The organism is Dietzia sp. IBK-p2-15D, from assembly GCF_057773105.1.
Map to the genome: position 1 here is coordinate 449,814 of NZ_JBYMTK010000001.1, position 26,546 is coordinate 476,359.

20 protein-coding genes are annotated in these 26,546 nt (G+C 68.8%); all 20 read left to right on the forward strand.

Annotated features, from left to right (window positions below; all coding sequences use genetic code 11):
* Positions 1-9 precede the first annotated feature (9 nt).
* The 20 genes from rplL (at position 10) to AC3DEV_RS02275 (ending at position 26,537) form a co-directional block, all read left to right on the forward strand.
* Positions 10-396, forward strand: coding sequence for a 50S ribosomal protein L7/L12 (gene rplL, locus AC3DEV_RS02180; RefSeq protein ID WP_260488501.1), 387 nt, complete (start codon positions 10-12; stop codon positions 394-396).
* 206 nt (positions 397-602) lie between these two features.
* Entirely contained in the window at positions 603-1,736 is a 1,134-nt protein-coding gene (locus AC3DEV_RS02185; protein WP_488371163.1) for an ABC transporter ATP-binding protein, read from the forward strand.
* A 26-nt stretch (positions 1,737-1,762) separates the two neighbouring features.
* A complete protein-coding gene (locus AC3DEV_RS02190) occupies positions 1,763-2,593 on the forward strand; it encodes an MlaE family ABC transporter permease (protein WP_488371164.1) in 831 nt (276 codons plus the stop codon).
* A 48-nt stretch (positions 2,594-2,641) separates the two neighbouring features.
* A complete protein-coding gene (locus AC3DEV_RS02195; protein WP_260489172.1) occupies positions 2,642-3,451 on the forward strand; it encodes an MlaE family ABC transporter permease in 810 nt (269 codons plus the stop codon).
* The gene (locus tag AC3DEV_RS02200) at positions 3,448-4,884 is read left to right on the forward strand and encodes an MCE family protein (RefSeq protein WP_260488498.1); all 1,437 of its coding nucleotides are present in this window, start codon (positions 3,448-3,450) and stop codon (positions 4,882-4,884) included. Before AC3DEV_RS02195 ends, AC3DEV_RS02200 begins: the two co-directional genes overlap by 4 nt.
* Complete coding sequence (locus tag AC3DEV_RS02205; protein WP_488371165.1) at positions 4,881-5,972, forward strand: MCE family protein; 1,092 nt, start codon at positions 4,881-4,883, stop codon at positions 5,970-5,972. The genes AC3DEV_RS02200 and AC3DEV_RS02205 overlap by 4 nt, the downstream gene beginning before the upstream one ends.
* Positions 5,969-6,991, forward strand: coding sequence for an MCE family protein (locus tag AC3DEV_RS02210; RefSeq protein WP_488371166.1), 1,023 nt, complete (start codon positions 5,969-5,971; stop codon positions 6,989-6,991). The genes AC3DEV_RS02205 and AC3DEV_RS02210 overlap by 4 nt, the downstream gene beginning before the upstream one ends.
* Positions 6,991-8,220, forward strand: a complete 1,230-nt coding sequence (locus tag AC3DEV_RS02215; protein WP_396119751.1) for an MCE family protein — start codon at positions 6,991-6,993, stop codon at positions 8,218-8,220. Before AC3DEV_RS02210 ends, AC3DEV_RS02215 begins: the two co-directional genes overlap by 1 nt.
* Positions 8,217-9,470, forward strand: coding sequence for an MCE family protein (locus AC3DEV_RS02220; protein WP_488371167.1), 1,254 nt, complete (start codon positions 8,217-8,219; stop codon positions 9,468-9,470). The genes AC3DEV_RS02215 and AC3DEV_RS02220 overlap by 4 nt, the downstream gene beginning before the upstream one ends.
* Positions 9,467-10,711 (forward strand): MCE family protein, encoded by a 1,245-nt coding sequence (locus AC3DEV_RS02225; protein ID WP_488371168.1) that lies wholly within the window; start codon positions 9,467-9,469, stop codon positions 10,709-10,711. Before AC3DEV_RS02220 ends, AC3DEV_RS02225 begins: the two co-directional genes overlap by 4 nt.
* Before the next feature lie 53 nt (positions 10,712-10,764).
* Positions 10,765-11,460, forward strand: a complete 696-nt coding sequence (locus AC3DEV_RS02230; RefSeq protein ID WP_488371169.1) for a hypothetical protein — start codon at positions 10,765-10,767, stop codon at positions 11,458-11,460.
* A gap of 100 nt (positions 11,461-11,560) precedes the next feature.
* Positions 11,561-12,154, forward strand: coding sequence for a hypothetical protein (locus AC3DEV_RS02235; protein ID WP_488371170.1), 594 nt, complete (start codon positions 11,561-11,563; stop codon positions 12,152-12,154).
* 434 nt (positions 12,155-12,588) lie between these two features.
* Entirely contained in the window at positions 12,589-16,095 is a 3,507-nt protein-coding gene (gene rpoB, locus AC3DEV_RS02240; protein ID WP_488371171.1) for a DNA-directed RNA polymerase subunit beta, read from the forward strand.
* A 124-nt stretch (positions 16,096-16,219) separates the two neighbouring features.
* Positions 16,220-20,179: a DNA-directed RNA polymerase subunit beta' gene (locus AC3DEV_RS02245; protein WP_488371172.1), complete on the forward strand. Its 3,960-nt coding sequence runs from the start codon at positions 16,220-16,222 to the stop codon at positions 20,177-20,179.
* Between the two features lie 201 nt (positions 20,180-20,380).
* Positions 20,381-21,754, forward strand: coding sequence for a glycosyltransferase family 4 protein (locus AC3DEV_RS02250; protein WP_067716793.1), 1,374 nt, complete (start codon positions 20,381-20,383; stop codon positions 21,752-21,754).
* The gene (locus AC3DEV_RS02255; RefSeq protein ID WP_259820891.1) at positions 21,748-22,467 is read left to right on the forward strand and encodes a class I SAM-dependent methyltransferase; all 720 of its coding nucleotides are present in this window, start codon (positions 21,748-21,750) and stop codon (positions 22,465-22,467) included. The genes AC3DEV_RS02250 and AC3DEV_RS02255 overlap by 7 nt, the downstream gene beginning before the upstream one ends.
* A gap of 6 nt (positions 22,468-22,473) precedes the next feature.
* Positions 22,474-23,604 carry a glucosidase family protein gene (locus AC3DEV_RS02260; RefSeq protein ID WP_488371173.1) on the forward strand — a complete coding sequence of 377 codons (1,131 nt, stop codon included), beginning with the start codon at positions 22,474-22,476 and terminating at the stop codon, positions 23,602-23,604.
* A 79-nt stretch (positions 23,605-23,683) separates the two neighbouring features.
* Complete coding sequence (locus AC3DEV_RS02265; protein ID WP_067716785.1) at positions 23,684-24,541, forward strand: LLM class F420-dependent oxidoreductase; 858 nt, start codon at positions 23,684-23,686, stop codon at positions 24,539-24,541.
* 59 nt (positions 24,542-24,600) lie between these two features.
* The gene (locus AC3DEV_RS02270) at positions 24,601-25,494 is read left to right on the forward strand and encodes an SDR family NAD(P)-dependent oxidoreductase (RefSeq protein ID WP_488371174.1); all 894 of its coding nucleotides are present in this window, start codon (positions 24,601-24,603) and stop codon (positions 25,492-25,494) included.
* Entirely contained in the window at positions 25,491-26,537 is a 1,047-nt protein-coding gene (locus AC3DEV_RS02275) for a pirin family protein (RefSeq protein WP_488371175.1), read from the forward strand. Before AC3DEV_RS02270 ends, AC3DEV_RS02275 begins: the two co-directional genes overlap by 4 nt.
* Positions 26,538-26,546 lie beyond the last annotated feature (9 nt).

The window sequence follows — 26,546 nt, forward strand, 5'->3', positions numbered from 1 at the left end:
GACGCCACCATGGCGAAGCTCAGCAACGACGAGCTGCTCGAGGCCTTCAAGGAGATGACTCTTCTCGAGCTCTCCGAGTTCGTGAAGCTGTTCGAGGACACCTTCGAGGTCACCGCGGCCGCTCCGGTCGCCGTCGCCGCTGCCGGTGCCCCGGCTGCCGGTGGCGAGGCCGCCGCCGAGCAGGACGAGTTCGACGTCGTCCTCGAGTCGGCCGGCGACAAGAAGATCGGCGTGATCAAGGTCGTGCGCGAGCTCGTGTCGGGCCTGGGCCTCAAGGAGGCCAAGGACCTCGTCGAGTCCGCCCCCAAGGCGATCATCGAGAAGGTCGACAAGGAGGCCGCCGAGGCCGCCAAGACCAAGCTCGAGGAGGCTGGCGCGAAGGTCACCCTCAAGTGATCTGACGCACCACCGCTTCACCAGGGGCGGCCCGGCGACATCGCCGGGCCGCCCCTGCGGCATTTCCCGCAGATCTCCCGGCCCGCACGCCGTCTGACTTCGATAACGGAACACTTTTCCACGGCATGTAACAAAGCACACCGCCGGAGCGGTAGTTTACAGTGACCGTGGCCACAGATCAGGGGCTGCAGTGAGGAGTGGTTGACGTGGGTGTCGAGGTTTCCGTAGAGGGTCTGACCAAGTCCTTCGGTTCGCAGAAGATCTGGGAGGACGTCACGTTCACCCTTCCCGAGGGTGAGGTCAGTGCCCTGCTCGGTCCGTCGGGTACCGGTAAGTCGGTATTCCTCAAGTCGCTCATCGGCCTCCTGCGCCCCGAGCGCGGCAAGATCATCATCGACGGCACGGACATCCTCCAGTGCACCGCCAAGGAGCTCTACGAGATCCGCAAGCTGTTCGGGGTCCTGTTCCAGGACGGCGCGTTGTTCGGGTCCATGGACCTCTACGACAACGTCGCGTTCCCGCTGCGGGAGCACACCCGCAAGTCCGAGTCCGAGATCCGCGACATCGTCATGGAGAAGCTCGAGTTGACCGGTCTGACCGGCGCAGAGGGCAAGCTGCCGGGCGAGATCTCGGGCGGTATGCGCAAGCGCGCCGGTCTCGCCCGGGCGCTCGTGCTGGACCCGGAGATCATCCTCGTCGACGAGCCCGACTCGGGTCTCGACCCGGTCCGCACCACCTACCTGGCTCAGCTGCTCATTGACATCAACGCGCAGATCGACGCGACGATCCTCATCGTGACGCACAACATCAACCTCGCCCGTACCGTCCCCGACAACCTGGGCATGCTCTACCGCAAGAACCTCGTCATGTTCGGTCCTCGAGAGGTCCTGCTCACGAGCGAGGAGCCGTCCGTGCGCCAGTTCCTCCGCGGGTCCAAGCTCGGCCCCATCGGCATGTCCGAGGAGAAGGACGACGCGCAGATGCGCGAGGAGCAGGCACAGGCCGACGCGGGTCACAACGACGGCTCCCCGGGCGAGGACGAGGTCACGGGTGTGCCGCCACAGATGCAGCCCACCCCGGGAGGACCCGAACGCAAGGGGGAGATCCGGCGCGAGAAGCGCGTCGCCGAGATGCTGGACACCCTGCCCTCCGAGGCCCAGGAGGCCATTCGGGTCGAGTGGGCGGCGCGCGGGCACGGCAACGGTAAGGTCCCGGCTGCGGAGTCCTCAGGGGCGTCCGCTCCCGCCGCCGGAACCTCCACCCCGTCGCAGTCCACCGAGCCCGCCGCCGCGGCATCGGGGGCAGGGGTCGACGACCACTACGGTTCTGCGGCGAACTGAGGCGGCGACGAGTCCGGGGGAGACAGATGGCGGAGGGTGCGACTCAGCAGCCCAGGCGAACATCCGGAGTGGCACCGGCGGACGTCGGCAACGGCGTCCAGAAGGCCGTCGGCGAAGCCGGCAAGGTGTTCCGTCTGTTCATCGAGGTGTTGCGGGGCATATTCAGGCGGCCGTTCCAGTTCCGCGAGTTCATAGGCCAGTCATGGTTCATCGCGTCGGTGACGATCCTGCCGTCGGCGCTGGTGGCGATCCCCTTCGGCGCGGTCGTCGCGATGCAGACGGGCTCGCTGGTGCAGCAGCTCGGGGCGGAGGCCTACACCGGCGCGACCGGCGTCCTCGCCGTCGTCCAGCAGGGCGCGCCGCTCGTGACCTCCCTGCTCATCGCCGGGGCCGCCGGATCCGCGGTGGCGGCCGATCTCGGCGCCCGCACCATCCGCGAGGAGCTCGACGCCATGCGGGTGCTGGGAATCGACCCGGTCCAGCGACTCGTGGTACCCCGCGTGCTGGGCATGATGCTCATCGCGGTCCTGCTCAACGGTCTGGTGTCGATCGTCGGCATCGCCGGGGGCTACGTGTTCAACATCCTCCTGCAAGGTGGCACCCCGGGCGCCTACCTCATGTCCTTCGGGGCGCTCGCCCAGCTGCCGGACTTCATCATGTCCTCGATCAAGGCCCTCGTATTCGGCCTCATCGCCGGAGTCGTGTCCTCGTACTGCGGCATGAACCCCAAGGGCGGTCCCAAGGGAGTCGGCGATGCCGTCAACCTGGGCGTGGTCCTCACATTCCTCCTGCTGTTCTTCGCCAATCTCATCCTCACGGCGATGTATCTGCAGATCGTCCCGCCGAAGGGGTCGTAGATGGCGATCCATACCGACGTCGGACCCACGCGGGCCCGGCTGAGGGCGATGGTCCGTGGCCCCATCGCCTCGTTCGATTCACTCGGCGACCAGCTCGCCTTCCACCTCCGGGCCATCCGGTGGATCCCACAGACCGTCGTGCACTACCGCAAGGAGGTCCTGCGGCTCATCGCCGAGGTGACCTTCGGGGTGGGCGTGCTCGCCGTTCTCGGCGGCACGATCGGCGTCATCGTCATGATGAGCGGGTTCACCGGCGTCGTCGTCGGACTACAGGGGTACGCGGCGCTTGATCAGATCGGTAGCTCGGTCCTGACCGGGTTCCTGTCGGCGTACGTCAACACCCGCGAGGTCGCGCCCCTCGTGGCGTCGCTCGCGTTGTCCGCCACCGTCGGGTGTGGCTTCACCGCCCAGCTCGGCGCGATGCGGATCTCAGAGGAGATCGACGCCCTCGAGGTGATGGCGATCCCGAGCGTGCCCTACCTGGTCACCACTCGCATCATCGCCGGTTTCGTCGCGGTCATCCCGCTCTACGTGGTGGGTCTGCTCTCGTCGTACCTCGCCACCCGAGGTGTGAACACGATGATCCAGGGCCAGTCCACCGGCTCGTTCGACCACTACTTCCATCTGTTCCTGCCGCCGGAAGACGTCATCTATTCGTTCGTCAAGGTCATCATCTTCGCGTTCGTGCTGGTGATGATCCACTGCTACTACGGATTCACCGCCACCGGAGGGCCTGCCGGCGTCGGCGTCGCGGTCGGCCGGGCGGTGCGGACGACCATCGTCGTCGTCGCCATCCTCAACTTCTTCGTCGGCCTCGCCCTCTGGGGCACGACCACGACTGTGCGGGTGGCCGGATGAACGAGTTGTCCCCGTTTAAGACGCGACTCCTGGCCGCGCTGTTCATCGTCATCGTCGTGGCGTTCGTCGGCACCACCATCGCGATCTACAACCGCGCGTTCACCTCCTCCGACAGCGTCGCCATGATCACCGACGACATGGCCTACTCGCTGCCCGTCGACGCCGACGTCAAGGCTCGCGGCGTTCTCGTCGGACGGGTCGCCGGCCTCGAGCCCGACGGTGAACGGGTGCGCGTGAACCTGGAATTCGATCCCGACCTCATCGACCAGTTGCCGGCCAACGTCAGTGGCCGGTTGCTGCCCAAGACACTGTTCGGCGAGCGGTACGTGGACCTCGGATTCCCCGACCAGCCCGCAGGCACCCTCGAGGCAGGCAGCACGATCGAACAGGACACCCGCGGCAACGCCACCGAACTCGGCCGCGTCCTGGACGGTCTGCTCCCCGTGCTCGAAGCCGTCCCGCCGCAGAAGCTGGCCGGGACCCTCGGGGCCCTCAACCAGGCGTTGGCGGGTCGCGGGGACGAGATCGGGGCGAGTCTGGTGGAGATCGGTCAGGTCTTCGAGGGCATCACCGAGGAGATGCCGGCCCTGGAGTCCGGTCTCGCCGACCTCGCGACCTTCTCCCAGACCTACTCCGAGGCACTCCCGGATCTCATCAACGCCCTCGACGCGCTGCGCACCACCGGCGACACGGTGGTGCAGCGACGCCCCGACATCGCGGACGGACTGGAGCGCATCACCCGGTCGGCGGAGACCCTCACCGGTTTCCTCTCGGACAACCGATCCGATCTCATCGCCCTGGCCGCGGACTCGCGGACCTCCCTGGAGTACCTGGCGGAGTATTCCCCGGCCCTGCCCTGCACGGTCGAGAACTTCATGCTCGCGCTGGACCGCTCCGACGCGATCCTCGGTGTGGGGGATCCGCACCCGGGCATCCGGGTGACGATCGAGGTGGTCAACCCGAAGGGCCGGTACGTGCCGAACCAGGATGAGCCCCGCTTCTTCGACACCCGCGGACCGCGCTGCTACGAGCCGGCCCAGGAGCCGGCCATCTTCCCCATGGCCCCGGGCGGGGCGATCGCGGACGGGTCGTTCCAACCGCCGACGCGCAACCCGGGCCCGCAGTTCATCCCCACCCTGCCCAACCCCCTCGACCTGGACGGCCCGGTGCCGTCCCTACGGACCCGCGGATCGGTTCCCGCCGCGCCGGGCCGCGCCGTTCCGGAGCAGCCGAACCTCCCGTTCCCGTCCACCGTGACGGCCGGGCAGGACCGCGACGTCATGGCCATGGCCTACGCGGGATCGCCGGTCGAGACCGACACCGTCCGCACGGTGTACGGCGTCGCCACCTCACGTGACGCCGCCGAGATCCCGGGCTGGATCGGCGCGATCGGCGCCCCGGCGCTGCGCGGGACGGAGGTGGCCTTCCGATGACCACCAAACTCAAGGCGCTCTTCCGAGGTGGGCTGCTGTCCTCGTTCATCAAGCTCGTCGTCTTCATCGTGGTGACCGGCCTCCTGAGCATGATCCTCGCCACCACGATCCGCGGCGGCACCCGCGAGGACGGCGTCGAGTACTCGGCCGTCTTCTCCGACGCCACCATGGTCGAGAAGGGCGACGACGTACGCATCGCCGGCGTGGTGGTGGGGCACGTGACCGACTTCGAGGTCCACGACCGGGACAAGGCCAAGGTGTACTTCACGATGTCCGGCGACCGGACGCTGCCCGCCAACGTCCACCTGTCCCTCCGGTTCCGCAACATGATCGGCCAGCGGTACATGAACATCTCGAGAGAGCCGGGCCCGGTCCAGCCGGCCCTGCCCGAGGGCACCACCATCCCGATCGAGAAGACGTCCCCCGCGGTCGATCTCACGGCACTGTTCAACGGGTTCCGACCGTTGTTCACGACCCTGCAGCCCGAGGACGTCAACGCGCTCGCGGACTCCCTCGTGCGGGTCCTGCAGGGCGAGGGCGGCACCGTGACCAGCCTGGTGCAGCAGACGGGGCAGCTCACCAACCACCTGGCCGATCGCGACCGGGTGATCGGCGAGGTGATCGACAACCTCACCCGGGTCCTGGAGACGATCAACGAGAGAGACGTGCAGTTCCAGCAGCTCGTCGTGACCACCCGGCAGCTCGTCGAGGGGCTGGCCGGCGAACGGGACGCGATCGGGAGTTCGCTCGACTCGATGGCGGACCTGACGTCCTCGGCGGAGAACGTCGTCACCGCGACGCGCCCGGCGGTCACCGAGTCCCTCGACCACCTCAAGCTCGTCACCGACAACCTCGTCGACAACGAGGACAAGTTGAGCCAGGTCCTGGAGAACATGCCGCGCAAGACCGACAACCTCATCCGGATGGGGTCGTTCGGTTCCTGGTTCCAGTTCTATCTCTGCGGCCTCGACGTCGTCCACGGACCGGGCAACGGAGTGCCCAACCTCCTCCCGTCCGGAGGGCCGACCGTCAACCACACCGTGTACACCAACGTCGCACCGCGGTGCCATGAAGGGGGCATCCCGTGAGCAAGCGCAGGCCGGGCGAGCCCCGGTTCGGAAACGCCACGATCGGCGCGATCGGGGTGGTCGTGATCCTCGTGCTCACCCTCGGGTCGTTCCAGCTGGAGTCGCTGCCCGTGGTGGGCGCGGGCCCCAAGTACGAGGCGTACTTCTCCGAGGCCGCGGGCCTCGCCGACGGCAACGAGGTACGTGTCGCCGGAGTGAAGGTGGGCGTCGTGACCGGCGTGGAGCTCGAGGGCGACAAGGTGCTCGTGGGCTTCCGCGCGAAGGACGCGTGGCTCGGGGACGACACGCGGGCGAGCATCCAGGTCAAGACGGTGCTGGGGCAGAAGTACCTCGCGCTGAGCCCGGCCGGGACGGGCGAGCTGGACCGGTCCGAGCCGATCCCGCTCGAGCGCACCGTGGCCCCGTACGACGTCGTGACCGCGTTCTCCTCCGCTGCTGAGACCCTCGACGCGATCGACGACGCAAAACTGGCCGAGAGCCTGGACACCCTCACCGACGCCATGCAGGCCTCACCCGAGGAGTTCCGCAGCGCAGTGGACGGGGTGTCCCGACTCTCCCAGACCATCTCCAGCCGGGACGAGGAGCTACGCCAGCTCCTCGAGGCCACCCGGACCAGCTCGGCGATCCTCGCGGAGCGCAACGACGACTTCCGGCGGCTCATCATCGGAACCGGTCAGCTGCTCGGTGAACTCAACCAGCGGTCCGAGACTCTCAAGCTGGTCCTGGCCTCGACGCGCGGACTGTCCGGCGAACTGCGGCGGTTCGTGGGGGAGAACGAGGCGAAGTTCGGCCCGACCCTGGACAGCCTCGACTCCGCCCTCGAGATCCTCACCGATCACGAGGAGGACCTGAAGAAGTCCATCCACAACCTGGCACCCTTCTACCGGCTGTACGCCAACATGCTGGGCACCGGACGGTGGTTCGACTCCGTGGTCACCAACCTCATCCCGCCGGGCGTGCCGGAACCGCCCTTCTACCCGGGTGCCCGCACGCCGGCTCGACAGAGTGGGATCAAATGATGCACAAGAAGCTGCCGTACTGGCTGGTCGCGCTGCTCCTCGTCGTCGTCGTCGCGATCGTGGCCGTCACCTACCTCGCCGTCACCCGGCTGGGACGGACCACCATCACCGCCACCTTCCCGAGCGCGGTGGGCATCTCCAAGGGGACCGACGTCCGGATCCTCGGCGTGACCGTGGGCTCGGTGGACGAGGTGACGCCGATGGGTGACACGGTGGAGGTCACACTCCACGTCTCCCGCGGGGTCGAGGTCCCCGTCGACGCGAAGGCCGTTCAGGTGACCCCCTCGGTCATCCCGGATCGCAACATCCAGCTGGTGCCCGCGTACTCCGGTGGACCGACGATGGAATCCGGAGCGCACATCCCGCTCGAACGCACCGCCACGCCCGTCGAGGTCGACAAGCTCTACGCGTCGATCAAGGACCTCACCGAGGCCCTCGGCCCGGACGGCGCCAACCGGGACGGTGCACTCGACCGGTTCGTGGCCGCGTCGGCCGACACCCTCGCGGACAACGGGGCCGCGCTCGGACGGTCGATCGACGAGCTGTCCGGCGCCGCCACCACGCTCGCGGACTCGAGCCAGGACATCAGCGAGACCGTGGTCAACCTGCAGTCCTTCGTCACGATGCTCGCGCAGAACGACGCCCAGGTACGCCAGTTCAACTCCCAGATGGCGACGTTCAACCAGACCGTCGCCGGGCAACGCGAAGACCTGCAGGGAGCGCTCGGCGAGTTGAGCTACGCGCTGGCCGACGTCGCGCGACTGGTACGGGACAACCAGGACGTCATCCGCAGCAACGCCGACCGCCTGGTCACCATCAGCCAGATCACGGCCGACCAACGCGACGACCTGGAGGAGATCCTCAAGGTCGCGCCGTTGGCGCTATCCAACCTCATCAGCGCGTACGACGCGGAGTCGGGGACCCTGTCGATGCGACCGAACATCCCGGAGAAGCAGAACCCGGCCGGAATCCTCTGTCAGATCATGAAGCTCGGTCGCCTCAACCCGGGCAGCGAGCTCTTCCAGGAGCTCGACAACCTGCGGCGCGCCGACATCCAGGCGTGCGAGGCGCTGGCCCCGCAGCGGAACCAGGAGCTGAGGGACGCCAACCCGGACCTGCCCCTGGGCATCCTGGCGGGCGAGATGAAGCAGTCCATCCCGGTGCCCGGCACCGTCGAGGGCAACCGCGGGTGGCCCATGACGCCCGCCTCGGAAGGGGGACGGGGATGATCCGCCACTTCACCACGGCAGGACGCGCGGGCCGTGCGCTGGGTTCGGCCGCCCTCGTCGCGGCGCTGGCCGCCGGGTGTTCCATGAACCTGGAGGACTACACCCTGCCGGGCGGCGCAGAAGTGGGGGACGCCCCCATGGAGGTGTCCATCCGGTTCGACGACGTGCTCGACCTGGTGCTGCAGTCGACCGTCAAGGTCAACGGCCTCGACGCCGGGCGCGTCACCGGGATCTCGCTCGCCGAGGACGGGTGGACCGCCCAGGTGGACATCGTCCTGCGCGATGATCTCGACCTCCCGGCGAACGCCGAGGCCTCGATCCAGCAGACCAACCTGCTCGGCGAGAAGTTCGTCCAGCTCACCCCGCCGGAGGACGAGCCGGCCACCGGGCAGCTGTCGGACGGCGACGTGATCGCCACCTCCAACTCCCGCACCGCGACGGATATCGAACAGGTCCTCGGGGCCCTGTCGCTCCTGCTCAACGGAGGCGGGGTCGACCAGCTGCAGCCGATCGTGTCCGAGCTACGCAAGGTCACGGACGGCCGGGAGGAGGGGCTCACCGAGACCCTGCGGTCCGCGGACGAGCTCATCTCCGGGCTCAACCGACAGCGGGACAGCATCACCGCCGCGCTCGACGGGGTGAACCTCATGACGACGCGGGCCAACGACCAACGTCAACAGATCCAGGCCGCACTCGACGAGCTCCCGGCCGGCGTGGCCGTCCTCGAGGAGCAGCGGCCCCAGCTGGTGGAGATGCTGCGCCGGATCGACGCGTTGGGTGAGGTGGGATCGGACATCCTGCTGACCAGCCGAGAGGACCTCATCGCCGACCTGCGCGCACTGCGGCCGGTGCTCCAGTACCTCGGAGAGTCGACGCCCGATCTCATCGAGCTCACCGGCTTCGTCCCCACCTTCCCGTTCCCCGACTCGTCGATCCGGTCGACCATCGGTGGCTCGGCCAACGTGTTCCTCTCGGTTGACGCGACCATCTCCGAGACGCTCCGCAACCTCGGGGCGAACCAGGGTGATCCGGTGCCGCTGCGGCCGATCACCACCCGCGGGCCGTACAACGTCGACCCCGGGAACCCGTGGGAGGGTGACAACGGCCCTGACCGGAGAACCACCATCGTCCTGCCACTGCTACCGATCCCACCGATCATGGACCGGGCCGTGGAGCCCAGGCCCGCGCCGGGTACCTCGGAGTTCTCCGACAAGTACCTGCCCGAACCAGGGGAGCCCGGATACCGATGAGCAAGACACTGAGAGCCCAGCTCATCGCGTTCTGCGTGATCGCGGCGGTCGGCGTGGCCTACGTCGGCGCCAACTACGTGCGCCTGCCGTCGTTGTTCGGCATCGGGCAGTACAAGGTCTATCTGGACCTGCCCGACACCGGCGGTGTGTTCACCAACGCGGCGGTCAACTATCGCGGCACACCCGTCGGACGAGTGGGGGAGTTGACGCTCACCGACGACGGCGTGCGGGTCGAGCTGGACCTGGACTCCAGCACCCCCGACATCCCGGCGGACACGGTGGCCGTGGTCGCCAACCGCTCGGCGATCGGTGAGCAGTACGTCGACCTGCGTCCCAACAGCTACTCCGAGCCGCACCTGAAGGACGGGGACGTGGTCTCGGCCGGCCGTGAGGCCCTCCCGGTACGGGTGGAGGACCTGCTGGCCTCCGTCGACGAGCTGTCGCGCTCGGTGCCGTTGGACGACCTCGAGGTGATGGTCGACGAACTCGGCAAGGCGGTCGAGGGCCGCGGCCCACAACTCCAGCGCCTGTCGGATTCGCTGATCCGCCTCTCCGACGAGGGCATCCGCACGATGCCGCAGCTCCAGGCACTGATCCGCGACGGGGCGACCGTGCTCGACACCCAGGCCGACCAGTCGGGGGAGATCATCAGCTTCTCCCGGGACCTCCGGACCGTGACGGAGGCGCTGCGCGATTCCGACTCGGATCTCGAACGACTCATCACCACCGCGCCGGAGTTCGCCGACGAGACCCGCTACCTCGTGGAGAACTCGGGCGAGCCGCTCACCCGCGCGGTGGGCAACCTGTCCACCACCATGAAGACGATCGACCCGCTCGCCCCGTCGTTCGTGGTGTTGCTGCAGCTGCTGCCAGCCCTGTCCGCCGGTGGCCTGTCCGTCGCGCCGGGAGACGGCACGATCCACTTCGGGCTGGTCCTGGAGATGGACAACCCGACCACGTGTACCCAGGGTTACGAAGGCACCTACGAGATCATCGAGCAGATGAAGGCGCAGGACCCGTCCTTCGACCCGCAGGAGCAGAACTTCCCGCCGAACTACGACGCGCGGTGCACCGTGCCGTTCGGCAGCCCCACGGCCGTCCGCGGCGCCGACCGGGTCGAGTACGCACACCCCGACGTCCCGCAGCCGTGGGACACCAAGCCCAAGATCGACCCGGACAAGCTCAACCTGTCCGTGGCCGCCGAGCAGCTCGCCGTCCTCCAGGGGTTGATCCCGCGGTGACGACGGCACCGGGCGATGACCCGGCACACGGGGGTTCCGGTACCGTCGCCGCCATGAGTTCTCAGGAGACGGACGGGGGAGTCGACGCCGGGCGCGCGGCCCGCACCGGGGGGAGGGTCCCGCGGTGGCTGGCGGTCGTGGCCGTCGTGATCCTCGTCGCCGGCCTGGCGACGCTGGGGGTGTTCGGGGCGAAGTACCTCCAGGCGCGGTCGGCACAGGAGGTGGCGCAGGAGCGGGAGTCCGTCGCGGACGTCGCCTCCCAGGTCATCATCAACGCGTTCAGCTTCGACCACCGCAGCGTGGACGACTCCCTGGGCCAGCTGGCCGCGGCGTCGACGGGCGACTTCCTCGCCGAGCAGGAACAGTGGGCCGAGGACGTGCGCACGCGGGTGACCGAGCAGAAGGCGGTCACCACGGCGACGGTGTCCCACGCCGCGGTGGAGACGCTGGACCGGGACGCCGGGGACGCGGCGGTCCTCGTCGTGTTCACCGCGCACTCCGAGCGCGAGGGCCAGGAGGACATCACCGGTCGGCAGGCCATGCGCGTCGACCTCACCCGTGTGGACGGGCAGTGGAAGGCCGACGCGGTCAACCAGGTGGGAGTGACGGTCCCGGTCGGGCAGTCCAGCCGGTCGGTGCAGGAACTCCGGATGCCCGAGGCAGGGGACGCGCAGGACGAGACGGCCGAGGCCGAGGAGGCGGAGACATCGACGCCGACGCCGGCGCCGACCACCTCCGCCGGGCGATGAGGAAGATCGGGAGCAACTGATGCCACCCATCAAGAGGACCCAGAAACCTGTCCCCGCGCCCGCCAGGCGACGCCTGGCCGGCCACGGCGGACCCACTCGTGTGGACTCCACGTCCCGGGTGGGCCGGGATCGTGACGACGACGAGGTGCGCGATCACGGAGACGACGACCGATCGGGGGCAGGTGCCGCTCGTCGTCGTCCCACGGCGCGGACGCTGACCATCACCGCTCTCTCGGTCGGCCTCGTCGCCGGGGCCGCAGGGGCGTTCCTCGCGACCGAGCCGGGCATCTCGGTTGAGAACCGGGCGTTCGTCGACCAGCAGGCCACCGACGAGGTCCTCACCGCCGCCACGACCAACGTCCAGAGGCTCGTCGCGATCGACCACGAGACGCTGGACCAGTACCACGACTCCCTCGGTGAGTTCCTCACCCCGCCGCTCGTCGAGGAGCTCGACCAGAACTGGCCCGCGCTGCGCGACAGTTACGAGCAGACCGCCACGACGGTCGACGCGCAGGTGCGCGAGGCCGGCCTGTCCTACCTGAAGGACGACAAGGCCGAGGTCCTCTTGGTCCAGGACGTGTCGATGACCCGGGACGGCGCGGCCGCGGGGAGCACCAGCGGCACGTACCTGGTCGGCCTGGACAAGGTCGATGGCGTGTGGAAACTGTCGCGGATCCCGGATCTGCCCTCCTGACGGGGACCGCGGGGAGGCCGATCCGGCAACGGACCGGGTCGGATCCTTGACGAACGCGCTTTCACCCGTCACCCTTTAGGTGCATCGGACGAGACCCGCTCAAGTGAGGGCGTCACGGTCCGGGTGCGACGTCCCGACCGGGGGCCGATGAGGCGAGAGCCACGAGGGCAACCAGCGCAGAGACGGACGCCGCGCCACGCACGCGACCAGCCTCCGGGGTCTTCTCCGTTGAAGGCTGGACTTTGTCGCCGCCTTCCGATAGATTAGGTCGTTGCGCTGGCTGCTATTTGCCCTCCCGTCCGTCCGTGACGGCTCACTCCCGGTTTCACCGGGTGTTCTCCGAGCCCTCGGTATCGCGGCGGATCCGGGCGGATACCCGTCGGCGGACCGCTCGCAGATACATCTGTGGTCACCGCCCGTGGTGATCACGTGAGGTGCTGGAAGGACCCATCTTGGCAGTCTCCCGCCAGACCACGTCAGTCTCCACCGTTCCCGGTGCGCCCCGGAGGGTTTCGTTCGCGAAGCTCACCGAGCCGTTGCCGGTGCCGGGGCTGCTCGACCTCCAGACGGAGTCGTTCGAGTGGTTCATCGGCTCGGAGGAGTGGCAAGAGAGGGCCGCCTCGCGCGGTACCACGAACCTCGAGGGAGGCCTGGAGTCCATCCTCAAGGAGATCTCCCCGATCGAGGACTTCTCCGGATCGATGTCGCTCTCGTTCTCGGAGCCCTACTTCGAAGAGGTCAAGGCGTCCCTCGAGGACTGCCGCGAAAAGGATCGCACCTACGAGGCGCCCCTGTTCGTCACGGCCGAGTTCGAGAACACCGAGACCGGTGAGATCAAGTCCCAGACGGTCTTCATGGGTGATTTCCCCATGATGACCGACAAGGGCACGTTCATCATCAACGGCACCGAGCGGGTCGTCGTCTCCCAGCTCGTCCGGTCGCCGGGCGTGTACTTCGATCGCTCGCGTGACAAGTCCACGGAGAGGGACGTCCACTCCGTCAAGGTCATCCCGTCGCGTGGCGCGTGGCTCGAGTTCGACGTCGACAAGCGCGACACCGTCGGCGTCCGCATCGACCGCAAGCGTCGCCAGTCGGTCACCGTCCTGCTCAAGGCCCTCGGGTGGACGACCACCGAGATCAAGGAGCGTTACGGCTTCTCGGAGATCATGATGTCCACGCTCGAGAAGGACACGGTCGAGGACACCGACCAGGCCCTGCTCGAGATCTACCGCAAGCTGCGCCCGGGCGAGCCGCCGACCCGCGAGTCCGCGGAGGCGCTCCTGGAGAACCTGTTCTTCAAGGAGAAGCGCTACGACCTGGCCCGCGTCGGGCGTTACAAGGTCAACCGCAAGCTCGGTCTGCCCGACCCCGAGGGTGACGCCACCACGACGCTCACCCGCGAGGACATCGCCGCCACCATCGAGTACCTCGTGCGCCTCCACGCGGGCGACGACGCGATGCAGGTGGAGGGTGGCCGCGAGGTGCCGGTCGAGGTCGACGACATCGACCACTTCGGCAACCGTCGTCTGCGTACCGTCGGCGAGCTCATCCAGAACCAGGTCCGCGTCGGCTTGTCCCGCATGGAGCGTGTCGTCCGCGAGCGCATGACCACGCAGGACTCCGAGGCGATCACCCCGCAGTCGCTCATCAACATCCGGCCCATCACGGCGGCGCTCAAGGAGTTCTTCGGAACCTCCCAGATGTCGCAGTTCATGGACCAGAACAACCCGTTGTCGGGTCTGACCCACAAGCGTCGTCTGTCCGCGCTGGGCCCCGGTGGTCTGTCGCGTGAGCGCGCCGGGCTCGAGGTCCGCGACGTGCACGCCTCGCACTACGGCCGCATGTGTCCGATCGAGACACCCGAGGGTCCGAACATCGGTCTGATCGGTTCGCTCTCGGTGTACGCGCGGGTCAACCCGTTCGGCTTCATCGAGACCCCGTACCGCCGCGTCTTCGAGGGCGTCGTCACCGATCAGGTGGACTACCTCACGGCCGACGAGGAGGACCGCTACGTCGTGGCGCAGGCCAACTCGGAGATCGACGCCGACGGCCGCTTCGTCGAGGACCGCATCCTCGTGCGCAAGAAGCACGGTGACGTCGAGATGGTCGAGCCGGGCGATGTCGACTACATGGACGTCTCGCCGCGGCAGATGGTCTCCGTGGCCACCGCGATGATCCCGTTCCTCGAGCACGATGACGCCAACCGTGCCCTGATGGGCGCGAACATGCAGCGGCAGTCCGTGCCGCTCGTGCGTTCCGAGGCGCCGCTCGTCGGCACCGGTATGGAGCTGCGCGCGGCCGTGGACGCCGGCGACGTGGTCGTCAACACCGCCCCGGGAATGGTGGAGGAGGTCTCGGCCGACTTCATCACCGTGATGGACGACGACGGCGGGCGTCAGACCTACCGCTTGTCGAAGTTCGCGCGCTCGAACCAGGGCACCTGCTCCAACCAGCGTCCGATCGTCGACGAGGGTGACCGCGTCGAGGTCGGCCAGGTCCTGGCCGACGGCCCCTGCACCGAGAACGGCGAGATGGCGCTGGGCAAGAACCTGCTCGTCGCGATCATGCCGTGGGAGGGCCACAACTACGAGGACGCGATCATCCTCTCGCAGCGCCTGGTGGAGGAGGACGTGCTCACGTCCATCCACATCGAGGAGCACGAGATCGACGCCCGCGACACCAAACTGGGCGCCGAGGAGATCACGCGGGACATCCCGAACGTCTCCGACGAGGTCCTGGCGGACCTCGACGACCGCGGCATCGTGCGCATCGGCGCCGAGGTCCGTGACGGTGACGTCCTCGTCGGCAAGGTCACGCCGAAGGGCGAGACCGAGCTGACCCCGGAGGAGCGCCTGCTGCGCGCCATCTTCGGTGAGAAGGCGCGCGAGGTGCGCGACACCTCGCTCAAGGTGCCCCACGGTGAGTCCGGCAAGGTCATCGGCGTCCGCGTCTTCTCGCGGGACGACGACGACGATCTGCCCCCCGGCGTCAACGAGCTGGTGCGCGTCTACGTCGCGCAGAAGCGCAAGATCCAGGACGGCGACAAGCTCGCCGGTCGCCACGGCAACAAGGGCGTCATCGGCAAGATCCTCCCCGCCGAGGACATGCCGTTCATGCCCGACGGCACGCCGGTGGACATCATCCTCAACACGCACGGCGTCCCGCGTCGTATGAACATCGGTCAGATCATGGAGACCCACCTCGGCTGGTTGGCCAAGGCCGGCTGGGAGGTCCCGCGTGAGGCGGACGGCTCCCTGCCCGACTGGGCGACCAAGCTGCCGGAGGAGATCCACAGCGTCGAGGCCGGCACCAACACGGCCACGCCCGTCTTCGACGGCGCGGCGGACACGGAGATCACCGGTCTGCTCGGCTGCACCCTGCCGAACCGTGACGGCGAGCGCATGGTGCAGGCCGACGGCAAGGCGACCCTCTTCGACGGTCGCTCCGGCGAGCCCTTCCCGTACCCGGTGTCCGTGGGCTACATGTACATCCTCAAGTTGCACCACCTCGTGGATGACAAGATCCACGCGCGTTCGACCGGTCCGTACTCGATGATCACCCAGCAGCCGCTCGGCGGTAAGGCCCAGTTCGGTGGCCAGCGATTCGGTGAGATGGAGTGCTGGGCGATGCAGGCCTACGGCGCGGCGTACACGCTGCAGGAGCTGCTGACGATCAAGTCCGACGACGTCGTGGGCCGCGTGAAGGTCTACGAGGCGATCGTCAAGGGCGAGAACATCCCGGAGCCGGGTATCCCGGAGTCCTTCAAGGTGCTGCTCAAGGAGCTGCAGTCGCTGTGCCTCAACGTGGAGGTGCTCTCCAGCGACGGCCAGGCCGTCTCCCTGGGTGAGGGCGACGACGACGATCTCGACCGCACCGCCGCGAACCTGGGGATCAACCTCTCGCGCGACGAGTCCTCGGCGGCCGACGAGCTGGCGCAGTAAGTAGGCGGGCGGGCGGCAGCCCTGTCGCCCGCCCCGCACCCGAAGAATTCAGTTCCACCACGGCGGGCCCCCGGCCCCACCCCGCGAGGGCCCGCCATCATCCCACCCGGGAAAGGACGCCTACGTGCAGGACGTCAACTACTTCGACGAGCTGGTCATCAGCCTCGCGACGGCCGAGGACATCCGTAACTGGTCCTACGGCGAGGTCAAGAAGCCGGAGACCATCAACTACCGCACCCTCAAGCCGGAGAAGGAGGGCCTGTTCTGCGAGAAGATCTTCGGCCCCACCCGGGACTGGGAGTGCTACTGCGGCAAATACAAGCGCGTGCGCTTCAAGGGGATCATCTGTGAGCGCTGCGGCGTCGAGGTGACCCGTGCCAAGGTCCGCCGCGAGCGCATGGGCCACATCGAGCTGGCCGCGCCCGTCACCCACATCTGGTACTTCAAGGGCGTCCCGTCGCGCCTGGGTTACCTGCTGGACCTGGCGCCCAAGGACCTCGACAAGATCATCTACTTCGCCGCCTACGTCATCACCGGCGTCGACACCGAGCTGCGTCACAACGAGCTCAGCACCCTCGAGGCCCAGGTCCTCGAGGAGCGCAAGATCATCGAGGACGAGCGGGACTCCGACATCGAGGCCCGCGCGCGGAAGCTCGAAGCCGATCTCGCCGAGCTCGAGGCCGAGGGTGCCAAGGCCGACCAGCGCCGCAAGGTGAAGGACGGCGGCGAGAAGGAGATGAAGAAGATCCGCGAGTCGGCCCAGCGCGAGCTGGACCGTCTCGACGAGATCTGGACCACCTTCACCAAGCTCGACGTCAACCAGATCATCGTCGACGAGGGCATCTACCGCGAGCTCGAGGACCGCTTCGGCGAGTACTTCGAGGGCGGCATGGGCGCCGAGGCGATCCAGGCGCTGCTGCTGAACTTCGACCTGGCCGCCGAGGCCGAGTCGCTGCGGGAGATCATCCGCAACGGCAAGGGTCAGAAGAAGATCCGCGCCCTGAAGCGCCTCAAGGTCGTCTCCGCGTTCCTGCAGTCGGGCAACCACCCGGCCGCGATGGTCCTCGGGGCCGTCCCGGTGATCCCACCGGAGCTGCGTCCGATGGTCCAGCTCGACGGTGGCCGCTTCGCCACCTCGGACCTCAACGACCTCTACCGTCGTGTGATCAACCGCAACAACCGCCTCAAGCGGCTGATGGATCTCGGCGCCCCCGAGATCATCGTCAACAACGAGAAGCGGATGCTGCAGGAGTCCGTCGACGCGCTGTTCGACAACGGCCGGCGTGGCCGGCCCGTCACGGGCCCGGGCAACCGCCCGCTCAAGTCGCTCTCGGATCTGCTCAAGGGCAAGCAGGGCCGGTTCCGTCAGAACCTGCTCGGCAAGCGCGTCGACTACTCCGGTCGTTCCGTGATCGTCGTGGGCCCACAGCTGCAGCTGCACCAGTGTGGTCTGCCCAAGCTGATGGCGCTTGAGCTGTTCAAGCCCTTCGTCATGAAGCGTCTGGTGGACCTCAACCACGCGCAGAACATCAAGTCCGCCAAGCGCATGGTCGAGCGTCAGCGCGACCAGGTGTGGGACGTGCTCGAAGAGGTCATCGCCGAACACCCGGTGATGCTCAACCGTGCGCCCACGCTGCACCGCCTCGGCATCCAGGCGTTCGAGCCGCAGCTCGTCGAGGGCAAGGCCATCCAGCTGCACCCGCTCGTGTGTGAGGCCTTCAACGCCGACTTCGACGGTGACCAGATGGCCGTGCACCTCCCGCTATCCGCGGAGGCGCAGGCCGAGGCGCGCATCCTCATGCTCGCCTCGAACAACATCCTGTCGCCGGCGTCGGGTCGTCCGCTCGCCATGCCGCGTCTGGACATGGTGACCGGCCTGTACTACCTCACCCGTCTGGACGAGGGTGCGACCGGCTCGTACGTCCCGGCCTCCGAGGACACCCCCGCCGTGGGCGTGTACTCGACGCCGTCGGAGGCCATCATGGCCGTCGACCTCGGCGTGCTGGACATCCACGCCCCGATCCAGGTGCGGTTGACGCAGCAGCGCCCCAGTGCCGACGTCGAGGCGGAGCAGTTCCCCGAGGGCTGGACCCCGGGCCAGGAGTGGCTGACCGTGACCACCCTCGGTCGCGTGATGTTCAACGAACTGCTCCCGGCGGACTACCCGTTCGTCAACGAGCAGATGCCCAAGAAGCGTCAGGCCGTCATCATCAACGACCTGGCCGAGCGCTACCCGATGATCGTCGTGGCGCAGACGGTGGACAAGCTCAAGGACACCGGCTTCTACTGGGCCACCCGCTCGGGTGTCACCATCGCCATGTCCGACGTGCTCGTCCCGCCGGCCAAGAAGGAGATCCTCGCCTCGTACGACGCCAAGGCCGCGCGCCTGGAGTCGCAGTACGACCTCGGCAAGATCACCGACGAGGAGCGCAAGTCGGACCTGGTCAAGCTCTGGCAGGAGGCCACCGACGAGATCGGTCAGGCCATGGAGGAGAACTACCCGGACTCCAACCCGATCCCGACGATCGTGAAGTCGGGCGCGGCGGGCAACATGACCCAGATCCGCTCGCTCGCGGGCATGAAGGGTCTGGTGACGCGTCCGAACGGCGAGTTCATCCCGCAGCCGATCAAGTCCTCGTTCCGCGAGGGCCTGACCGTGCTCGAGTACTTCATGAACACGCACGGCGCCCGTAAGGGTCTGGCCGACACCGCCCTGCGTACCGCCGACTCGGGTTACCTCACCCGTCGTCTCGTCGACGTCTCGCAGGACGTCATCGTGCGCGAGACCGACTGTGGGACGTCGAAGGGTGTCGAGACGACCATCGCCCGCCCGGTGATGGACGTCCACGGCAGCCCGACCGGGACCCTCGAGCGCGACGAGCACGTCGAGACCTCGACGTTCGCCCGGACGCTCGCGGAGGATGCGCTCGACGCCGACGGCAACGTGATCGTCGCCGCGGGCACCGACCTCGGTGACCCGAACATCGAGGCGCTGATCGTCGCCGGCATCGAGAAGGTCAAGGTCCGGTCGGTCCTCACCTGCACCACCGGTACCGGCGTCTGTGCGACCTGCTACGGCCGCTCGATGGCCACCGGTCTCCTGGTGGACATCGGCGAGGCCGTCGGCATCGTCGCCGCCCAGTCGATCGGTGAGCCGGGCACCCAGCTGACGATGCGTACCTTCCACCAGGGTGGCGTCGGTGACGACATCACCGGCGGTCTCCCGCGCGTGCAGGAGCTCTTCGAGGCCCGCGTGCCCAAGGGCAAGGCGCCGATCGCCGAGGAGGCGGGCCGGATCCGTCTCGAGGAGGAGGAGCGCTTCTACACGATCACGATCGTGCCGGACAACGGTGCGGACGAGATCGTCTACGAGAAGCTGTCGAAGCGCCAGGGCCTGGCCCACATCGAGCTGGAGGACGGCTCCTCCCGCCCGATCGCGGACGGCGATCACCTCGAGCGCGGGCAGGCCCTCCTCGAGGGCCCGGCCGATCCGCACGAGGTGCTGGCCATCCTCGGCCCCAACGGTGTCCAGAAGTTCCTCGTCGACGAGGTGCAGAAGGTCTACCGTGCGCAGGGTGTGTCGATCCACGACAAGCACCTCGAGGTCATCGTCCGTCAGATGATGCGTCGAGTCGCGATCAACGACTCGAACAGCACCGAGTTCCTGCCCGGTGCGCTCGTGGAGCGTGCCGAGCTCACGGCGGAGAACCGCCGCGTGCTCACCGAGGGCGGCTCGCCGGCCTCGGCGCGTCCGGTCCTCATGGGCATCACCAAGGCCTCGCTGGCCACGGACTCGTGGCTCTCGGCAGCCTCCTTCCAGGAGACCACCCGCGTGCTCACCGACGCCGCCATCAACAAGCGGTCGGACAAGCTCGTGGGCCTCAAGGAGAACGTCATCATCGGTAAGCTCATCCCGGCGGGTACCGGTATCAACCGCTACCGGAACTCGACGGTCGAGCCCACCGAGGAGGCCCGCGCCGCCGCGTACTCCATCCCGGACTACGGCGATGGTTTCTACGGTCCCGAGGACGGGTTCGGGGACGCCACCGGCGCCTCCGTCCGCCTGGACGACCTGGGCTACTGAGCAGGCCCCACGGCGACGAACCGACCGTGGAGTAACACCGACACCGGACCCCCGAGCGCCTCTCGCGCCGGGGGTCCGGCGCGTTCGTCCGGCCGTGTGTGGGACCGGGGCGAACGTGTTCTAGACTTTCCCGATGTGCCCGTCGCCGCCCGCGACACCCGCCGACGGCGGGCCGACGACCATGAAGGAGGCGATCGAGAAGTGCGGATCGCGCTGCTCTCGTACCGGAGCAAGCCACACGGCGGGGGCCAGGGCGTCTACGTCCGTCACCTCAGCCGCGAGTTGGCGGCACTCGGACACACGGTCGAGGTGTTCTCCGGTCAGCCCTACCCGGAACTCGACCCGGGCCCCACGCTCACCGAGGTCCCGAGTCTGGACCTGTACAACGACGCGAACCCGTTCCGCACGCCGCACCCGCGGGAGATCCGCGACCTCATCGACGTTCTCGAGGTGGTCACCATGTGGACCGCCGGGTTCCCGGAGCCGCGGACGTTCAGCATGCGGGCCGCGCGCACACTCCGGGAACGTCTGGACGACTTCGACGTGGTGCACGACAACCAGTGCCTGGGATCCGGCCTGCTGGACCTGGAGAAGGCGGGTTTCCCCGTCGTGGCCACGGTGCACCACCCCATCACGCGGGATCGCGCGCTGGCCATGAAGGAGGCCCCGCTGCGCAAGAAGATCACCACGTGGCGCTGGTTCGGGTTCCTGGGCATGCAGATGCGGGTCTCCCGCAAGCTGCAGGAGATCATCACGGTCTCCAGCAACTCCGCCGATGACATCGCCACCGACTTCGGTGTCGATCCGGACCGCATCGTCACCATCCCGCTGGGCGTGGACACCGACCGGTTCCACCATCGTCGCGTGCGCGAGCCCGGCCGCCTGGTCTGCGTGGCCAGTGCCGATCAGCCGCTCAAGGGTGTGCCGGTCCTGTTGCGCGCGCTGGCCAGGGTCCGCGAGGAGCACCCGGGCGTGCGTCTGACGCTGGTGTCCAAGCTCAAGCGCAAGGGCGAGGCCGCCAGGCTGCTCGACAAGCTGGGCCTGCGGGACGCGGTGGACCTGGTGTCCGGGGTCGACGACGACGAGCTCGCCGATCTCGTCGGGTCCGCCGAGATCGCGGTCGTGCCGAGTATGTACGAGGGATTCTCCCTGCCGGCGGTGGAGGCCATGTCCAGCGGCTGCGCGCTCGTCGCGACGCGTGCCGGCGCGCTGCCGGAGGTCGTCGGCACGGATGACTCGGCGGCCCGCCTGGTCGAGCCGGGAGACGTCGACGCGTTGGCCCGTGAGATCAGTGCGCTGCTGTCCGACCCGGCCGAGCGGCAACGCCTCTCGCAGGGCGGCCGTGCCCGGGTCATGGAGCGTTACAGCTGGGCCGCCGTCGCCCGCAGGACCGTCGAGGTCTACGAGGCGGCGATCGCCCGGGTCCGCGGCGACGCGCTGCCGGACCTGACGGCCGGGCCGGTCCTCGGGCCGGATCAGACAGAGATCGACGAGCACGTCACCGACGACGTGCCCGAGGTGCTCCCGGAGTCCGGTGAGTACACCATCCGTGAGCAGGAGGACGCCGCATGCTGACCGCTGATTTCGACCGTCTCGGGGTCACCCCCGGTATGCGAGCCATCGACGTGGGGGCCGGCCTCGGCCGCCACACCTTCGAGCTCTACCGGCGCGGCGCGGACGTCACGGCGTTCGACCAGAACGCCGACGAGATGCAGCAGGTCTCCGACATGCTCGCCGCCATGGAGGCCGAGGGCGAGGGGCTGCCCACCTCGAAGGGGGAGGCCGTCACCGGGGACGCGCTCAACATGCCGTACGAGGACGCGACCTTCGATCTGGTGCTCATCTCCGAGGTGCTCGAGCACGTCCCGGAGGACACCAAGGCCATCGCCGAACTGGTGCGGATCCTCAAGCCGGGCGGCGTCGCCGCGGTGACCGTGCCGCGTGAGTGGCCGGAGAAGCTCTGCTGGAAGCTGTCCGACGCCTACCACTCCAACCCGGGTGGGCACTGCCGGATCTACACCGCCGAGGAGTTGGGGTTCAAGCTCCGCGCGGCGGGGCTGGAGGTCACCGGCACCGGGTTCGCCCACGCGCTGCACGCCCCGTACTGGTGGCTCAAGTGCGCGGTGGGTACGGAGAACGACGACCACCCGTTGCCGAAGGCGTACCACAAGCTGCTCGTCTGGGACCTGATGAAGGGGCCCTGGGTCACCCGGACCGCCGAGAAGGTGCTCAACCCGGTGATGGGCAAGTCCATCGTGTTCTACCTGCGTAAGCCCGTGGAGGCCTGATCGTCCGTGCAGACGCCCAACACCGGAGTCACCAGCCATCGTCCGGTCCCCACCGTGCCCGGGGTCCTCGACGCCGACGCGGTCCGCGCCACCGGCGAGTGGCTCGCCTCCGTCCAGAAGCCCAGCGGTGAGATCCCGTGGTTCACCGGCGGTCACACCGACCCCTGGGATCATGTGGAGTCGGCGATGGGCCTGTCCGTCGCCGGCCAGTGGGAGGCCGCCGAGAGGGCGTACGGGTTCCTCCGGGACACCCAGCGGGGCGACGGGTCGTGGCCGATGAAGTGGCAGGACGACCACGTCGCCGACGGCGACGTCGACTCCAACTTCTGCGCGTACGTCGCGGTGGGCGTGTGGCACCACCACCTGGTGAGCGGCAGGCCCGGCTTCCTCGAGTCGATGTGGCCGACGGTGCGCCGGGCACTCGACCTGGTGTTGACGTTCCAGGGGCCCGAGGGGCAGATGTGGTGGGGCGCCGGTCCCGAGGGCTTCTGCGAGGAGGCGCTGGTCACCGGCTCGTCCAGCATCCACCACGCGCTGCGCTGCGGCGTCGCGATCGCCGAGGAGCTCGGCGGGAGCGCGCCGGACTGGGACGCCGCCGCCGACCGGTTGGGCCATGCGCTGCGCGCCCACCCCGAGCTCTTCACGCCCAAGGACGAGTTCTCCATGGACTGGTACTACCCGGTCCTGGCCGGCGTGATGGTGGGGGAGCAGGCGCAGGCGCGGCTCGACTCCCGGTGGGACGACTTCGTGGTGGACGGACTGGGCATCCGCTGCGTCGACCACCGGCCGTGGGTCACCGGGGCCGAGACGTGCGAGCTGGTGCTCGCCCTGGAGGCGGCCGGGCGACACGATGAGGCGCTCGCGCAGTTCACCAACATGCAGCACCTGCGGGACACCGACGGTTCCTACTGGACCGGACTCGTCTTCGCCGACGGCAAGCGGTGGCCGGTCGAGCTGAGCACATGGACAGCGGCCGTCATGCTGCTGGCGGCGGACGCCCTCTCGCGCACCACCCCGGGCAACGAGATCTTCCGCTATGTCTCGCACCACACCATGCAGCGTCTGCAGTCCCAGCCGGGCGATCCGGCCGATTGCGCGGCGGGCGAGGTCTGCCCACCCGCCGCCGTCGTGCGCTAGTCTGTGGCGACACCGCCGCTGGACACCTGTCTGATCAGGTGTCGGGCGGCGGGTCGACGCAGCGCACGAGGGAGAACGCATGGAATTCGGACTGACCCTGTTCACCAGTGACCGGGGCATCCGGCCGACCACGGCCGCCGTGGCCGCCGAGCGCGCCGGGTTCTCCGCGTTCTACGTTCCCGAGCACACGCACATCCCGGTGCGGCGCGAGGCCGCGCACCCGGGTACCGGCGGCGCCGAGCTCCCCGACGAGCGGTACAGCCGCACCCTGGACCCGTGGGTCGCCCTCGGCGCCGCCGCGGCGGTCACGTCGACCATCCGTCTCGGGACCGCCGTGTCCATCCCGGTGGAGAGCGACCCCCTCACGCTGGCCAAGACCATCGCCTCGGTCGACCACCTCTCCGACGGGCGCACCGTGCTCGGCGTGGGGTACGGCTGGAATCTGGACGAGATGGCCGACCACAACGTGCCGCCGCAGCGTCGGCGCACCATGCTCCGCGAGTACCTCGAGGCCATGCGGGAGCTGTGGACGCACGACGAGGCCGAGTACCACGGCGAGTTCGTCGACTTCGGTCCCAGCTGGGCCTGGCCCAAGACCGCCCGCACGCCCGGCCCGCTCACCCTCGTGGGAGCGGCCGGCACGGAGAAGAACCTCAAGTGGATCTGCCGCAGCGCCGACGGCTGGATGACCACCCCGATCTCCCAGGACATCGCCGGCAGCGTACGGACGCTGCGGGAACTCTGGGCCGAGGCCGGCCGGGAGGGCGAGCCCTACATCGTCGTCCTCGACGGGAAACCGGATCACGAGAAGATCGACGCCTACCGCGAGCTCGGCGTCCACGAACTCGTCTACGGCACCCCGGACCGGACCGAGGACGAGGTCCTGGCCTACATCGACCGCCTCGCCGGCAAACTCGGCCTCGACGCCCTGGTCTGAGGCGGGCGGGGCTCCCGGGAGCGCCCCACCGGGACTCCGCACGCCGGTACCGTCAGGGTATGGACACCAGCGCGCCCGCCGCCCCCGTCGTCGTCGTCACCGGAGCCGGGGGCGGCCTCGGGGCGGCCACCACCGCGCTCTACGCCTCGCGGGGCTGGCACGTCGTGGCCGTCGACCTCCAGGCACCGCCCGGCGGTGACCGCGTCACGCCCCTCGCCGCGGACGTCACCGACTCCGCCTCGCTCACCGCCCTGGCCGACCGGGTCCGACGCGAGCACGGCCGCCTCGACGCGCTCGTCACGTTCGCGGGCGTCCTCGGGATCGGGCCGCTGGCCGAGACCGATCCGGACCGGGTGCAGCAGGTCCTGGATGTCAACGTCATGGGCACCGTGCGCACCGTCCACGCCCTGTGGGACCTGCTCCGAGAGACCCGCGGGAGGGTGGTCCTCATCAGCTCCGAGACCGGCCCCCAGCACGGCATGCCGATGAACGGCGCCTACGCCATGAGCAAGCACGCGATCGAGGCCTACGGTGACGCGCTGCGGCGCGAGCTGATGTTCCTCGGCCTGGACGTCGTGCTCGTCCAACCGGGTCCGTTCCGCACCGGGATGACCGCCTCGATCCGGCGGCGCTTCCAGGAATCGACCGCCCCCGGTTCGCCGTTCGCCGCGATGGCCGCGGTGATGGGGGAGATGGCCGCCGGTGAGGACGACAAGGCCACCGACCCGTCCGTGCTCGCGGAGGCCGTGTGGACCGCCGGTACCACAGCGCGCCCCCGTCGCCGCTACGCCGTGCGATGGGACCTCGGCCGGCGTCTCCTGGACCACCTGCCGGTGGCGGTCGTGGACAAGGCGCTAGTCCTGGCGCTGGGCGGGAAGATCAACGCCAAGAAGCTGGAGCTGCGCCGCGAGGCCGTCGACGCCCGGGCCGAGATGAGCGAGGTCGTCGAATGAGCAACCTCGACCCCGACCCGCCCGAGATCGAGTGCGAGGCCGGCGGTGCGCCGGGCGGGCCCCGTTCGGCAGAGGCGCAGCCCGGCGGGGCCGTCGTGGAGATCATCACCTCCCGCGAGGTGCCCCTGGGCGGGCCGCGGGCGATGACGGTCCGCCGGACGCTGCCGCAGCGCCAGCGCTCGCTCATCGGCGCCTTCTGCTTTGTCGACCACTACGGACCCGATGACGTCTCGGCCACCGGCGGCATGGACGTGCCCTCGCACCCGCACACCGGCCTGCAGACCGTGAGCTGGCTCTTCGAGGGCAGCGTCACCCATCACGACTCCGGGGACAACCATGCGGTGGTGCGCCCGGGGGAGGTCAACCTCATGACCTCCGGCGCCGGCATCTGCCACACCGAGGTCTCGACCCAGGACACCACCGTCCTGCACGGCGTGCAGCTGTGGACCGTGCTACCCGAGGAACACCGCGAGAGCAGCGGCCGCAGGTTCGACCACCACGTGCCCGACCCCGTCGGATTCGCCGGGGGATCGGCGCGGGTCTTCATGGGGTCCCTGCTGGGCTCGTCGTCGTCGGTCACCACCTACACCCCCCTCGTCGCCGCGGAGCTCCGGCTCGACCCCGGCGCCGAACTGCGACTGGACGTCGACCCGGCCTTCGAGCACGGGCTGCTCGTCGACTCCGGTGATCTGACCCTCGAGGGCGTCGACGTCGAGGTCAGCCACCTCGCGTACACCGGCGTCGGCGAGACCACCCTGACGATCCGCAACACCGGCACCACGGCCGGGCGGGCGGTCCTCATCGGTGGCACCCCGTTCGAGGAGGACATCATCATGTGGTGGAACTTCATCGGCCGGACCCACGACGAGATCGCGGGCTACCGCGAGCAGTGGGAGGTCGGATCGGAGCGCTTCGGACGCGTGGACGGGTACATCGGCCACGACCCGCGGGGGCTGACCCGGCTCCCCGCGCCCACCCTGCCCACCACCACCCTCAAACCGCGGGTCAACCCGGACTCGCGCGCGCAGTCGACCCCGATGTGAGAGGACACC

Bases quoted from the DNA above. Each gene is read 5' to 3' on its own strand.
- rplL (WP_260488501.1), top strand. From the start codon at position 10: ATGGCGAAGCTCAGCAACGACGAGCTGCTCGAGGCCTTCAAGGAGATG.
- AC3DEV_RS02190 (WP_488371164.1), top strand. From the start codon at position 1,763: ATGGCGGAGGGTGCGACTCAGCAGCCCAGGCGAACATCCGGAGTGGCA.
- AC3DEV_RS02195 (WP_260489172.1), top strand. From the start codon at position 2,642: ATGGTCCGTGGCCCCATCGCCTCGTTCGATTCACTCGGCGACCAGCTC.
- AC3DEV_RS02200 (WP_260488498.1), top strand. From the start codon at position 3,448: ATGAACGAGTTGTCCCCGTTTAAGACGCGACTCCTGGCCGCGCTGTTC.
- AC3DEV_RS02205 (WP_488371165.1), top strand. From the start codon at position 4,881: ATGACCACCAAACTCAAGGCGCTCTTCCGAGGTGGGCTGCTGTCCTCG.
- AC3DEV_RS02215 (WP_396119751.1), top strand. From the start codon at position 6,991: ATGCACAAGAAGCTGCCGTACTGGCTGGTCGCGCTGCTCCTCGTCGTC.
- AC3DEV_RS02220 (WP_488371167.1), top strand. From the start codon at position 8,217: ATGATCCGCCACTTCACCACGGCAGGACGCGCGGGCCGTGCGCTGGGT.
- AC3DEV_RS02225 (WP_488371168.1), top strand. From the start codon at position 9,467: ATGAGCAAGACACTGAGAGCCCAGCTCATCGCGTTCTGCGTGATCGCG.
- AC3DEV_RS02230 (WP_488371169.1), top strand. From the start codon at position 10,765: ATGAGTTCTCAGGAGACGGACGGGGGAGTCGACGCCGGGCGCGCGGCC.
- AC3DEV_RS02255 (WP_259820891.1), top strand. From the start codon at position 21,748: ATGCTGACCGCTGATTTCGACCGTCTCGGGGTCACCCCCGGTATGCGA.
- AC3DEV_RS02265 (WP_067716785.1), top strand. From the start codon at position 23,684: ATGGAATTCGGACTGACCCTGTTCACCAGTGACCGGGGCATCCGGCCG.
- AC3DEV_RS02270 (WP_488371174.1), top strand. From the start codon at position 24,601: ATGGACACCAGCGCGCCCGCCGCCCCCGTCGTCGTCGTCACCGGAGCC.
- AC3DEV_RS02275 (WP_488371175.1), top strand. From the start codon at position 25,491: ATGAGCAACCTCGACCCCGACCCGCCCGAGATCGAGTGCGAGGCCGGC.